This window comes from Brenneria corticis (assembly GCF_003115855.1).
Classification (GTDB): domain Bacteria; phylum Pseudomonadota; class Gammaproteobacteria; order Enterobacterales; family Enterobacteriaceae; genus Brenneria; species Brenneria corticis.
On the sequence record NZ_KZ819092.1, the window covers coordinates 65,696 to 79,799 of the forward strand.

Below are 14,104 nucleotides of genomic sequence, written 5' to 3' on the forward strand. Positions count from 1 at the left end.
GCTTACAGTCGGTCACTGTGGTGCATTAGTACGTATTTTTCCCACAGTTGCTCGGTTTCTTCCCGGTGAGCAGGATCTTTGATGATGGTGTTGTCGATCGGACACACTTTCTGACAGGTGGGAGCGTCGTAATGCCCGACACATTCGGTACAGCGGCTGGCATCGATTTCGTAGATGTCAAGCCCCATTGAGATGGCCTGGTTAGGACATTCGGGTTCACACATATCGCAATTGATACATTTGTGAGTGATGAGTAACGCCATGATGATCTTCTACTTTACAAACAGGGCGCAGATTATACCTGCTGCAGGCGGTTTAAACACCTTCAGCCGTCGTTGATGAACAAACAGATAGTGAAGTTACAGGGTAAAATGACCATCTGTTCGTTAAATTGGTTCTGGATTTATCCTTTAGACTATGAAAATCAGCCAATATGACTGTGACTCTCAGGTTTTAATCTGCTGATTTATAAGTTAAATTAAGTTGATTATCGCCTCTCTGCCCCTATGCTCGCAGGATTGTGAGCATAGGGGTTATTGGTAGCGCAGATAAAGTTTGTTTTCGGCGAGTCGATAACGATATATGCCTCTGTATGATGTGATTTTTCTAACTAATAGTGTCAGTCTAATGGCGGATCTCATAGTGCAACAGGAAGGGAATTTTAATCAGTTTGGGCTATTGTGTCCCCTGCAGGAGAATGCTGAACTAGCGGATCCTGATTATTGGCATCATTGCCAACGGCGGTACACATTTCAGCCAATTTACCGAACATCCGGTAAGCTGATGGCTATTGAATTGTTAACCTCGGTTTTTGCTCCTTCCTTGCCACAAAATTTTATTTCTCCTGAAAAATATTTCGCCAGCATCAACGTTGAAGCGCGTCTGCAAATTATTATAGAACAGCTGCAACTTTTATCGCATTGGCATCAGCGCTTTATCCGTGACGAACTGCTGGCATCGGTCAACATTGACGGTTCGACGCTACTGGCTTTACAGCAGAGCGGTGAAGCGAAAAGACTCATCGCAGCGATGCCCTGGATTCGTTTCGAGATGGTGGAAAATCAGGGAGGATTGCCGAAAGAGACCTTAACCAGGCTTCCTGAAGCTCAAACGTTGTGGTTGGATGATTTTGGCTGCGGCATGGCGAACTTTTCATCATTAATGTTGGCGCAATATGACTGTATTAAAGTCGCCCGCGAACTGTTTATTCTGTTACAGCAAAGCGGGGAAGGACGTGAGGTTTTCCCTACGCTGATCGACTTGCTCGCCCGTTTTTGCAACTATGTGGTTATCGAAGGCATTGAAACCAAGGAAGAGTGGGCGATTGTCAAAGCATCCCATGCGGACGCTGCCCAGGGTTACTATCTTTCGCGTCCGCAATCGTTTGATCACTTTGATACGCTAAGCACAGAACTTTAGTGGAGAGTTTTTATTCTATTCTGGAGTATTTAATAATAACTTTATAATATCTGCTATTCCCAATCACTTCCCCCCTTCCCGCACCTCTCCTGAACTCTATTACAGCGGCTAATGTTCTCTCATGCCAACAAAATCGGATGCATCATGATTAAACCATCGATATTGCTTAAAGCAATATATCGGTTTGTTAATTGAGTAAATATTGTTTTTTTATTCCTATTATTTTGTTAAATTTGGATTTTTATATTGTTAATGGGCGCGGTGATATTTTTTTATGGATTTTTTAGCCGCCATGCGGTTAACCTGTCAGATAAGGTTGTTTTATATTTAATTATCTGATTATTAAGAATAAAATAATCAATGTTTGTTACTGACGATCGAAAATCGTTTTACGATAGGTTTTTTTGATTAAAACGATGATATTTATTGGTATAATTGATTTGCTTACAAAAAATTGATGTTCAAAATATATCAACATGTGCTCCGTGAAATTTTTTTAATTCCATTAGCGGAACTTATAATGCAAACAATTACTAATATAAAATTAAAACGCTTTTTTGATGTTTTTATTGTTATTTACACACAATGATAGGCGAGGGTTTTATGTTGATGCTTCTATGTTTCTGAATTTTCCAGCTGTCTGGAGCAATTTCTCTTTCATCCTTTCTGCTCTCCGGAAATGTGTCAATCCTGAAAATCGACGGGATAGGGATCTGTTACCGGGATTTTTCGCCATCAGTGCTGTGATTAGTACGATCAGGACCGCTCGGGCCTGAGGAGAGTGTTATTGTGTATGAAATTATAATAACCATATTATTACTAGTTATATTTTTTTCTTCTGTAAAGAATAGAAAAATAAAACAAAAGTTTAACTCTGAGCAGAAAAAACAAGATTTTCTAAACATGATTTTCTTTGCGGCGGAATATAGTCCTGCTTCTATTATGATTGCGGATGAAAATTGTGAAATCGTTTACGTTAATCGGCAATTTATTACCATGTCCGGCTATATGCTGGACGAAATTATTGGTAAAAAAACGAATATATTAAAATCAGGTATGACTAATGCGGCTGTCTATGAGGATCTTTGGTCAACCATAAATAAAGGCGATATTTGGAGCGGCGAGTTTGTTAACCGCCGAAAAGATGGACAGTTGTATTGGGAAAAGGCCAATATCGTTAAAATATACAATAAAGCAAACAATTCAACTCAATACGTTGGCGTTAAGCTTGATATCACCGAGAGAAAAACACAAGAGCATCATGATAACTCCTATAATCGGGCATTAGAGCTTTTATCAAGCGGTGCGCCGTTAAAAGATATTCTCGATGCGATTATCTTTAGCGTGGAAGAAAAAAATCCAGGCCGTATTGTATGTTCGGTATTGCTGGTTGATAAAGATAAGAAATGCCTGACGTTAGGGTCGGCCCCCAGTTTGCCGGGTTTCTATAAAAACGCGATTCATAACGTCAAGATTGCCGATGGCGTCGCCTCTTTTGGAACAGCGGCTTATACTGGAAAACGCGTAATAGCGGATGACATCTCTACTCATCCCGACTGGTCTCTCTATAAGGGCCTGGCTTTATACGCAGGTTTGCGCTCATGCTGGTCTGAACCTATTTATGGACAGAACAAAGAGGTATTAGGCGTGCTAAGCGTTTATCACCGAAAAGTATATGTTCCTAATGATGAAGAAATTTTTTCTATTGAAAAATCAGCTCAGCTAATCTCTATCGCCATTGAACGATACCGGGCTATTGATTTGCTGCGCCGCAGCGAAGAGCACTACCGCCAGTTGGCGCATTATGATTCATTGACGTCGCTGGCGAACGGTTTAACGTTTGCGGAGCAAATGGAGCAGGCGATATTGTTGTCCAAGCAAACCGGTAGAAAGATTGCGCTGATGTTCCTCGATCTGGATAAATTTAAACAGATAAATGATTCTTTCGGACATGCGGTCGGCGATTTGTTATTAAAAGAGGCGGCGGTGCGGATGCGTAGTGCGGTAAGAGATTCCGATACGGTATATCGGCGCAGCGGCGATGAGTTTATTATCTTGTTACAAGGTATCAAGGAAGTCGACAACACGCTGTATGTTGCTGATAAGATTCATAATGCTTTAAATGAACCCTTTGATATCGAAGGGAAAAAACTTGATATATCCTGTAGCATCGGCATCGCGCTGTATCCGGAGCACGGCACCGATTCCCTGACTCTGGCAATTAATGCTGACTCCGCGATGTATCAGGCAAAAGCGATGGGGCGTAGTCAGACGCAAATTTATCATGATTCGAATAACCATCAATAACGCGATAATGGCCCGGGTGAAATAAAATCGCGCTTCGTGCGGAAGCGCGTTTTCCATTTATCTTTCCCGCAGCGCTTCGGCCCGGGCGCGGATGATGGGTTTTAACAGGTAGCTGAGGATCGTTTTCTTGCCGGTCATGATATCAACCGATGCCACCATGCCGGGAATAATAAGCAGCGGTTTCTCAGCGCTTCCCAGATAGTTTTTATCCGTACGCAAACGGATAATATAAAAACTATTGCCGTCTTTATCCGTCACCGTATCCGGGCTAATTTGCACCAGTTGGCCTTTCAGCCCGCCATAGATAGTGTAATCATAAGCGGTGAATTTAATAATGGCTTCCTGACCGGGATGGAGAAAAGCGATATCCTGAGGACGGATTCTGGTCTCGACCAGCAGGTTGTCATCCAGCGGAACAATCTCCACTAAATCACTTCCCGGCTGAATAACGCCGCCAATGGTATTAACCAGAATTTGCTGCACAATGCCGCGTACCGGTGAAACCACCAGCGTACGATTGACCCGGTCTTCCAGCGCCTTACCTGTGGCGGTGATTTTGTTCAGGTTAGTCTGGGCTTCGTTCAACTGCGCCAAGGCCTCGCTTTTATAACGTCCTCTCGTCTCCTGGATCTTGTTCTCGATCTCTTTGATGGCCGATTCAGCTCGGGGAATAGACAGCGTGACGGAGTCAAGCTGACCTTTGGTTTCCACTTCGGCGCGGCGCAGGCGCAGCACTTCCACTTTGGAAATGGCGCCTGCGGCGATAAGTGGCTCAGACATCCTGATTTCTTGCTGCAACAGATTCAGGCTGTTGCGGAACTGGATCTGTTTGGCTGAGAAATCCCGCAACTCCTGCCGGCGTTGTATCAATTGTTCTTCCAACCCTGATATCTCATTGTGGAATTGCTGACGTCGGCTGTTATATAGCTCCCGCTCGCCGTTGGCCACTTCCGGCGACAGTTCGGCAATATTGGCCGATAATGTTAAATCACGATCGTTAATCTCGGCATTCAGGCGCTCAATCCGCAAAATCAAAGCCAGCCGGTCGGCTTCGGTTTCCCCTACGTTGGAGGCAAAACGGGTATCGTCAAGCCGCAGCAGTGGATCGCCGGCCTGAACCACCTGGCCTTCATGGATAAACAGTTCGGTGACAATACCGCCTTCGAGGTTCTGAATCTTTTGTAACCGCGAGGACGGTATCGCTTTGCCGTCGCCGCGGGTGACTTCGTCTACGTTGGCAAATGCCGCCCATAGGATGAAAAACAGCAAAAAGGCGCCGATGCTCCATAGCGTGACGCGGATGACCCTGGGGGCGTCTTCCACCATGGCATTACTGACCGCGGGCATGGCCTGAAGGTCGTCGTCGTCGCGTCCGACAAAATAACGCCTGATGCGTGTAGCATATTCAACGAGACGCATTGATCTGTCCCTTCTTTAAAGCATCCATCACGATGGCCTTCGGGCCATCGGCAATAATGCGTCCTTTATCAACAATAACCAAACGATCGACCAGCGCCAGCATGGACGCCCGGTGCGTCACCAGCAACAGCGTCTTATTGGCGACCACGGGCGCCAACGCATTTTTCAGCCGATCTTCGCTGGTGTTATCCATGGAGCTGGTGGGTTCGTCAAAAATTAGAATCGGCGGATCGAGCAACAGGGCTCTGGCTAGTGCGACCGCCTGGCGCTGACCGCCGGATAGCTGCTGGCCGCGTTCACCAACCTGCAGGTTGTAACCATCCGGATGCAGGCGGGCAAATTCATTAACGCCCGCTATTTCGGCGGCTTGTAGCATAGTTTCATCTTCAACGTAACGGGCCCCGCTGATCAGATTATCGCGCAGTGACCCGCTGAACAGCTGAATGTCCTGTGGGACGTAGCCGATATTGTGCCGGAGATCGCTGACATCCAACTGACGTACATCCACGCCATCGATAAGAATATTACCGGCATTGGCCTGGTAGAGATTGACGATCAGTTTCTGCAACGAACTTTTACCCGAGCCGCTGCGCCCGATAATACCGACTTTCTCACCCGCCGCGATGGCGATATTGATCCCCTGCAGAGAGCTGTTTTTCTGCTCGGGATAATTGAACGTCACATCGCGAAACTCGATGCCGCCGCGAATGCTTTCCCGCTTCAATGGGCGTTCATTATCACTACGCTCCTGCGGCAGCTGCATCATTTGTTCCGTCGTGTCCATCGTCAGACGGGCTTGCTGGTAACGGGTAACCAGCCCGGAAAGTTGTCCCAGCGGTATCAGCGCCCGGCCATTGAGCATATAGCAGGCGATCAATCCCCCCATGCTGAGTTTGCCGTTAATTAACAGATATACGCCGACCACAATCATGGCGACGCCGGCGAATTGCTGGATCCACTGAGTCAGATTCACCGCCAGCGATGACAGCGTCTTGGCGCGCATTTCCAGCCGGCTGAGGCTGCCAATGGTTTGTTCCCACTGATATTGTCGTTCGCTTTCCGCGTTGTTGACTTTTATCGCATCAAGACTGCTCAGCGTTTCGATCAGCGTTGCCTGCCGCTCGCTGGCAAGATGCATGGTTTTTTCAATGGTTGCCGTTAGCGGTTTTTGTAATGCCCAACTGGCCAGTAAAGCGATGGGGTAGGCGAGTATGGAAACCCAGACCAGCGGCCCGCCGATAATCCCGATAACCAGCAGCAGCAATAATGTGAAGGGAAAATCAATAAGGGTTGTCAGCGTTAATGAAGAAAGAAAGTCCCTGAGTGATTGAAACTCATGGATATTTTGTGCAAAGTTGCCCACCCGCGCCGGACGGGCTTTCATCGACATGCCGGTGATGCGTTCAAACAATGTGGCTGAAATAATCAGATCGGTTTTTTTGCCGGCGATATCAAGACAAATGCCGCGCAGCGTTTTCAATATCAAATCAAAGATAAACGCCCCGGTAATACCAATCGCCAACACCCATAAGGTTGCCGTCGCCTGATTGGGAACCACCCGATCATAGACATTCATAATAAACAGCGGCGTCGCCAGGGCGATGATATTAATCAGCAAGCTGGCGAGCACCGCGTCCATATAAAGAAAGCGCGACAGTTTGAGCGTATCTTTGAACCAGGATTTGGTGCGGGGGATCAGGTTGTCGGACTGGATATCAAACTGATGGCGGGGTTGGGCGAACATCACCAGCCCCAGATAGTTCTGCTGCAATGTATGGCGATCGACGGTAATTTCCCCGCCTTCCGTTTCACTGGGCATGATGCGGGCGCTGCCGTCGGCATTCCAGCCCAGTAAAATTGCCGCACCTCCCTCACGCAATAGCAACATCGCCGGAAGCGACATGGCCGCAATTTTATCCAGCGGGCGCTTAAGCACCCTGCCTTGCAATCCGGCGCGAGCCGCGGACCTGGGAAGTAATTTCATCGACAGACGCTGGTCGGTAAGGGGTAATCCGGCGGTTAACGTTGCTCGACTGACCGATTTTCCCTGCAAAGAACAAAGTATCAGCAAACTATCCAGCAAGGGATCGTCATGACGGCTGCGAGGATCGCTATGATCAGGGGCAACCGATTCATCAGGGTTGTTGGTATCGTGAACAGAGTGCAACTTCATTTAGCTGGATTTTTCCTTACGCAACGCAATCCCTGCAACTGGTAATAGGTAAATAGGCGGTTTCCCCTATCTGCGAAACGGAGGCGCCGCCGATATACCAAGCATGGTTTCTCGGTATCGGATAGTCCGATAGATTAATTCAATGCGGGTAATTCTGCGTGAGTCGTCACGTTGGTCAGACTATTACCAGCCGTCGGCGCAGGGATTGATAAACTATTTAATAAATCCCCCATGCGTGATTTTATCCGATATCCGCTAAACAGGGCAGTAAATCGAACTTCCTCCAGGCGGCGCTGTGCGGTAAATAGCTCATTTTCACTATCCAGCAAGTCCAGCAGCGTTCTTTCACCCAGGCTGAACTGTTTCTGGTAAGCGGCGCGCACTCGCCTGCTGCGGTCCGCATATTCTGCGGCGATAGGCAACTGCTGACGGGCGTTATTTAATGCAGACCATGCCAGCCGCAGCTCTTCATTGAGCAGGCGCAGGGAGTTATTTCTTATGTCCTGTGCCTCTTTGATTTGATAAGCCTTTGATTCCATATTGGCTTTACCGCTGCCGCCTTCGTACAGATTGTAGCGCATTCTCAACATCGCCTGCCATTCGTTGTTGTGACCGCGAGCGCCATCGACGTTGTTATCCATAGTACGCGCCAGCTCAATATTTACCCGTGGATAAAAGGTGGATTTTGCCGCTTCGTACTGCTGTGTGGTCGCGTCAATGTCGGACTCGGCGGATTTTAACGTCGGATTATTCGCCAGCATGATACGGCGCGCTTCTTCCAGCGAAACGGGTAGGGTAATGGTGGCATCGTTCGGAACAGCCAGATTATCCGGCTCCTTACCGACTACGCTATAGTAATTGGTTCGGGCATCATCGAGATTGGTTTTTTCCGTCAGTACGTTATTACGGGCCTGAGCCAGACGGGCTTCCGCCTGCTCCAGATCGGCAAGGCGCCCGACGCCCTGCTCACTACGCAGCTTTATCTGATCGTAGATACGTTCATGGTTGGCAAGATTGGCTTCCGCGAGGCGTACAAATTCCTGGCGCTGTAACACATCAAGGTAAACCTGCACGGCATCCAATGCTGTGGTTTCGCTGGCGCTCAACACTTTATAGGCTCGGGAATTCACCGTGGCGCGTTGCCGTCCGACCTCGCTGGAAGTGGAAAAACCGTCAAAAACCATCTGGCTTACGTTGATGCCGGACTCACCGCGACTCAATTCGACACGGTGATTGCCGCTGGCGCGCGTCGAGACGCTGTCCGTTTCTTCACGACCGATACCGGCATTTAACGTTACGGAAGGAAGATATCCCCCTTTGGCCGCACGTAAATCATGGTCGGCAGAGAAACGGCTATTAATTGAGGCGCTAACTTCAGGATGGGTGCTGAGCGAGTGTTTAATTGCATCCTGAATAGTATCTGCGTGAGTGTAATTAGTAAAAACCGTAATGAAAAGTAATGTAGAGAATCTATATTTGTTAGAGGACATGGTGTTATTTTCCTTCACAAATGTTGATTTTGTGATTATTCCTATTCCCGTAAAAGATTGTGATATTAATAATTTGCCAGCTAATTTAATAATAAATTCATTAATATCAATAAGTTAACTCTTATGCAGAAAAATGAAATCTTCCTGAAATATCTTAATTACTCAAGATGAGTAAAGTTCTGGAAAGAATATTCTGAATTTTTTATTATATTGGTCATCGAGTCAAGAGATTGACGCATAAGAAAACTGATTTACGGTGACGCCTCAATAATTTATCAGGACGATACACAGCAAGCTCCACCCGTCAGGATGATGTCGTAATTCTATTACCAAAATTTACAATGGTATAAAAATAACTATAAATATCAAGAGGAAACTATTTTGAATAGCGTAATCGGTATCATCAAATTCGTTATTGGTCAGGTTTATGTCATCGCTTTGGATGGCAGCCAGCGGTTATTGGTTGCAGGCGAACGCATCTACAGTGGCGAAGAAGTGGTTACCGGCGCCAATGGCGCGGTTTCGATAACCTTGCCTGACGGCCGCACGCTGGATTTAGGCCGCGACGCTCGCTGGAGCGATGTCGCTGACGCGACTTCTCAGGACAGGGCCGCGGCGGACGATGAGGTCGCTTCCTTACAATCCGCCATTGCCCAAGGTGAAGACCCGACCCAAGTATTGGACCCCACGGCTGCCGGCAATAGCGATACGGGTGAGGCTGGCGACGGCGGCGGCGGTCATACGGCGGTGGTGTTGGATCTCACCGCGCAGATAGTAGAGGCTAACTCTGGTTACCCGACGGAGGGACTGGGTGTTGCGTTAGATGCAGTCGATGAGCGCCAAGGCGCTGACGAGTCCGTATCGAGCTTGACAACCACCGTAGGGGATAACGGCGATCCGACCTCTGTTATCCTGAGCTCTGATGCCCGCGTGGCCGAAGGCGGAACGTTTACAGTCAGCGCCGCCGTGGGCAGCCCGGTGACGGGAACCCCGTTGACTATCACTCTGACCGACGGTTCAACCATTATTATTCCGGTCGGGCAACGTACTGGTTCGGTACAAATCGATACGCGCGCTAATGATGAATACATGCAGGGCGACGAAAGTATCACTATCGGTATCGGGCCGACGGCGGGCGGCAACTTCGACAATCTGAATACTTCCAGCACCACGACCATCACGGTGGGCGATGTCGTTGACACTGTTAACGTCACCATTGAAAGCAACGGCGATATCACTGAAGCGCAGGGCGCGGTATTTACCGTCAAAGTGGACCGGGTGCTGGCCGACGATCTGGTGGTAACGCTGAGCAACGGCGAGCAGGTCACCATCAAGGCCGGCGAGCAGAGCGCGGCCTATAGCCTGCCGGCGCAGGGCGACGATGTGTACGCCGATGCGGGCAGCGTAACGCTGGGCCTCACCGACGCCAGCGTGGCCGGCAAGGTTTTTGAAGATCTGCAACTGGGCGGTGACGCCACGGTAAATATTACCGATACGATAGATACCACCACGCTAACGCTGGGTGATATCACGGTAGCGGAAGGCAGCGATAGCGCTACAGTTAGCGCCACGCTAAGTAATCCTACCGATCGTGCTTTTACGGTAACGCTAAGTAATGGCGCCACCATTACCTTTGCCGCCGGGGCGACAACCGGTACTTCATCAGCCTTTGCAGTGCAGGGGGATGATGTTTACCGGGACGGGGAGAGCTACACCCTCCGTGTGACCGATGCGGGCGAGCATAATTTTGAACAACTGATCAGTAATGAGGCCACGGTCAACATTACTGACACGGTAGATACCACCACACTGACGCTGGGCGATATCACGATAGTGGAAGGCAGCGACAGCGCCACAGTTAGCGCCACACTAAGTAACCCGACTGATCGTGCCTTTACGGTCACGTTAAGCAATGGTGCCACTATTACTTTTGCCGCCGGGTCAACAACCGGCACCTCGAGTGCTTTTGTAGTACAGAGCGACGATGTTTATCAAGACGGCGAAAGCTACACCATTCGTGTAACGGATGCGGGCGAACATAATTTCGAGCAACTGGATACCAGCGATACGGCAACGGTGACGGTGACCGATACGGTGGATATGGTCAATGTCACCATTGAGTCCAACGGCGATGTGACCGAAGCCCAGGATGCAGCGTTTACCATCAAGGTGGACCGGGTACTGGCCGATGATCTGGTGGTCACCCTGAGCAATGGCGACACGGTAACTATTCAGGCGGGTGAGCAGAGCGTGGCCTATACCGTGCCGGCGCAGGGCGACGATGTGTACGCCGATGCGGGCAGTGTCACCGTGGGTCTCGACAAGGCGGAAGTGGCTGGCAAAACCTTTGAAGATTTACAACTGGGTGCTCCAGCTACGGTGCAGATCAGCGACACTACCGATACCACCACACTAACGTTGGGTGATGTGACCGTGGCGGAAGGTAGCGATAGCGCCACCGTCAGCGCCACGCTAAGTAATCCTACTGACCGAGCCTTTACGGTGACGCTAAGCAATGGCGCGACCATTACCTTTGCGGCCGGAGCGACAACTGGCACTTCATCGACCTTTGCGGTGCAAGGGGATGATGTTTACCAAGACGGCGAAAGCTACACCATTCGTGTAACGGATGCGGGCGAACATAATTTCGAGCAACTGGATACCAGCGATACGGCAACGGTGACGGTGACCGATACAGTGGATACGGTCAATGTCACCATTGAGTCCAACGGCGATGTGACCGAAGCCCAGGATGCAGCGTTTACCATCAAGGTGGACCGGGTACTGGCCGATGATCTGGTGGTCACCCTGAGCAATGGCGACACGGTAACTATTCAGGCGGGTGAGCAGAGCGTGGCTTATACCGTGCCGGCGCAGGGCGACGATGTGTACGCCGATGCGGGCAGTGTCACCGTGGGTCTCGACAAGGCGGAAGTGGCTGGCAAAACCTTTGAAGATTTACAACTGGGTGCTCCAGTTACGGTGCAGATTAGCGACACCACCGATACCACCACACTAACGTTGGGCAATGTGACCGTTGCCGAGGGTAGCGATAGCGCCACCGTCAGCGCCACGCTAAGTAATCCTACTGACCGAGCCTTTACGGTGACGCTAAGCAATGGCGCGACCATTACCTTTGCGGCCGGAGCGACAACTGGCACTTCATCGACCTTTGCGGTGCAAGGGGATGATGTTTACCAAGACGGCGAAAGCTACACCATTCGTGTAACGGATGCGGGCGAACATAATTTCGAGCAACTGGATACCAGCGATACGGCAACAGTGACCGTCACTGATACGGTGGACGTTACCACGCTAACGCTGGGTGATGTGACCGTTGCCGAAGGCAGCGATAGCGCCACCGTTAGCGCCACGCTAAGTAACCCGACCGATCGCGACTTTACGGTGACGTTAAGCAATGGCGCCACCATCACCTTTGCAGCCGGAGCGACAATCGCTACCTCATCCGCCTTTGCTGTGCAGAGCGACGATGTCTATCAAGATGGCGAAAGCTATACCCTCCGTGTAACGGATGCGGGTGAGCATAACTTTGAGCAATTAGATACCAGCGATACGGCAACAGTGACGGTGACCGATACGGTGGACACCGTCAATGTGACAATCGATAGCAATGGTGACGTCACCGAAGCGCAGGACGCGGTCTTTACCGTCAAGGTAGACCGGGTATTGGCCGACGATCTGGTGGTAACGTTGAGCAATGGCGACACGGTAACAATCCAGGCCGGCGAGCAGAGTGTGGCTTATAGCGTGCCGGCGCAGGGCGATGATGTCTATAACGATGCGGGCAGCGTAACGCTAGGCCTTACCGACGCCAATGTGGCCGGCAAGAACTTTGAAGATCTGCAATTGGGCGGTGATGCGACGGTAAATATTACTGACACGGTCGATACCACCACGCTAACGCTGGGTGATGTGACCGTTGCCGAAGGCAGCGATAGCGCCACCGTTAGCGCCACGCTAAGTAACCCGACCGATCGCGACTTTACGGTGACATTAAGTAATGGGGCGACTATCAGTTTTGCCGCCGGGTCAACAACCGGGACCTCGAGTGCTTTTGCAGTACAGAGCGACGATGTCTATCAAGATGGCGAAAGCTATACCCTCCGTGTAACGGATGCGGGTGAGCATAATTTCGAGCAACTGGATACCAGTGACACGGCAACAGTGACGGTGACCGATACGGTGGATACGGTCAATGTCATCATTGAGTCTAATGGCGACGTCACGGAAGCGCAGGACGCGGTATTTACCATCAAGGTAGACCGGGTACTGGACGATGACCTGGTGGTCACCCTGAGCAATGGCGACACGGTAACTATCCAGGCGGGTGAGCAAAGTGCTGCCTATACCGTTCAGGCGCAGGGCGATGATGTGTACGTCGATGCGGGCAGCGTAACGCTGGGCCTTACCGATGCCAGCGTGGCTGGCAAGGTCTTTGAAGATCTGCAACTGGGTGGCGATGCGACGGTAAATATTACTGACACGGTAGATACCACCACGCTAACGCTGGGTGATATCACGGTAGCGGAAGGTAGCGACACTGCCACTGTCAGCGCCACGCTAAGTAACCCGACCGATCGCGACTTTACGGTAACGCTAAGTAATGGCGCGACTATTACTTTTGCCGCTGGGTCAACAACCGCTACCTCATCAGCCTTTGCCGTGCAGGGTGACGATGTCTATCAAGACAGTGAAAGCTACACCCTAAGCGTAACGAACGCGGGTGAGCATAACTTCGAACAACTGGATACCAGCGACACCGCAACGGTAACCGTCACCGACACGGTAGATACCACCACACTAACGCTGGGTGATGTGACCGTTGCCGAGGGCAGCAACAGCGCGACCGTTAGCGCCACGCTAAGTAATCCTACTGACCGTGCCTTTACGGTAACGCTAAGCAATGGTGCGACCATCAGTTTTGCGGCTGGGGAAACGACGGGTACCTCGAGCGCCTTTGTGGTGCAGGGTGACGATGTCTATCAAGATGGTGAAAGTTATACCCTAAGCGTAACCAACGCGGGCGAGCATAACTTCGAACAGTTGGATACCAGCGATACCGCGACAGTAACCGTCACCGATACGGTGGACACCGTCAATGTGACAATCGATAGCAATGGCGACGTCACCGAAGCACAGGATGTGGTCTTTACCGTCAAGGTAGACCGGGTGCTGGCCGACGATCTGGTGGTGACGCTAAGCAACGGTGAACAGGTTACCATCCGGGCCGGCGAGCAGAGCGTGGCCTATAGCGTGCCGGCGCAGGGCGACGATG

At 50.2% G+C, this 14,104-nt stretch carries 7 protein-coding genes; 3 read left to right on the plus strand and 4 right to left on the minus strand.

The window, feature by feature from the left end; all coding sequences use genetic code 11:
* Positions 1 to 2: 2 nt before the first annotated feature.
* Complete coding sequence (locus DDT56_RS19920; RefSeq protein WP_136168133.1) at positions 3 to 263, minus strand: YfhL family 4Fe-4S dicluster ferredoxin; 261 nt, start codon at positions 261 to 263, stop codon at positions 3 to 5.
* Positions 264 to 627: 364 nt separating this feature from the next.
* Between DDT56_RS19920 and pdeH the strand changes: the two genes are divergently transcribed.
* Together pdeH and DDT56_RS19930 are read left to right on the plus strand one after the other, a co-directional pair.
* Positions 628 to 1,419, plus strand: a complete 792-nt coding sequence (gene pdeH, locus DDT56_RS19925) for a cyclic-guanylate-specific phosphodiesterase (RefSeq protein WP_136168134.1) — start codon at positions 628 to 630, stop codon at positions 1,417 to 1,419.
* A gap of 789 nt (positions 1,420 to 2,208) precedes the next feature.
* On the plus strand, positions 2,209 to 3,726 hold the full coding sequence (locus tag DDT56_RS19930) for a sensor domain-containing protein (protein ID WP_136168135.1): 1,518 nt from the start codon (positions 2,209 to 2,211) through the stop codon (positions 3,724 to 3,726).
* 57 nt (positions 3,727 to 3,783) lie between these two features.
* Here the strand turns inward: DDT56_RS19930 and DDT56_RS19935 are convergent, their stop codons facing one another.
* The 3 genes from DDT56_RS19935 to DDT56_RS19945 form a co-directional block, all read right to left on the minus strand.
* Positions 3,784 to 5,145 (minus strand): HlyD family type I secretion periplasmic adaptor subunit, encoded by a 1,362-nt coding sequence (locus DDT56_RS19935; RefSeq protein ID WP_136168136.1) that lies wholly within the window; start codon positions 5,143 to 5,145, stop codon positions 3,784 to 3,786.
* The gene (locus DDT56_RS19940; RefSeq protein ID WP_136168137.1) at positions 5,132 to 7,318 is read right to left on the minus strand and encodes a type I secretion system permease/ATPase; all 2,187 of its coding nucleotides are present in this window, start codon (positions 7,316 to 7,318) and stop codon (positions 5,132 to 5,134) included. Before DDT56_RS19940 ends, DDT56_RS19935 begins: the two co-directional genes overlap by 14 nt.
* A 134-nt stretch (positions 7,319 to 7,452) precedes the next feature.
* Entirely contained in the window at positions 7,453 to 8,808 is a 1,356-nt protein-coding gene (locus DDT56_RS19945) for a TolC family outer membrane protein (RefSeq protein ID WP_136168138.1), read from the minus strand.
* A 381-nt stretch (positions 8,809 to 9,189) separates the two neighbouring features.
* Here DDT56_RS19945 and DDT56_RS19950 point away from each other — a divergent pair.
* The coding region (locus DDT56_RS19950) for a retention module-containing protein (RefSeq protein WP_136168139.1) at positions 9,190 to 14,104 on the plus strand (4,915 nt) is incomplete at its 3' end.

Coding starts and splice junctions, on each gene's coding strand:
- DDT56_RS19940 (WP_136168137.1), bottom strand. CDS start 7,318: ATGAAGTTGCACTCTGTTCACGATACCAACAACCCTGATGAATCGGTT.
- DDT56_RS19945 (WP_136168138.1), bottom strand. CDS start 8,808: ATGTCCTCTAACAAATATAGATTCTCTACATTACTTTTCATTACGGTT.
- DDT56_RS19935 (WP_136168136.1), bottom strand. CDS start 5,145: ATGCGTCTCGTTGAATATGCTACACGCATCAGGCGTTATTTTGTCGGA.
- DDT56_RS19920 (WP_136168133.1), bottom strand. CDS start 263: ATGGCGTTACTCATCACTCACAAATGTATCAATTGCGATATGTGTGAA.
- pdeH (WP_136168134.1), top strand. CDS start 628: ATGGCGGATCTCATAGTGCAACAGGAAGGGAATTTTAATCAGTTTGGG.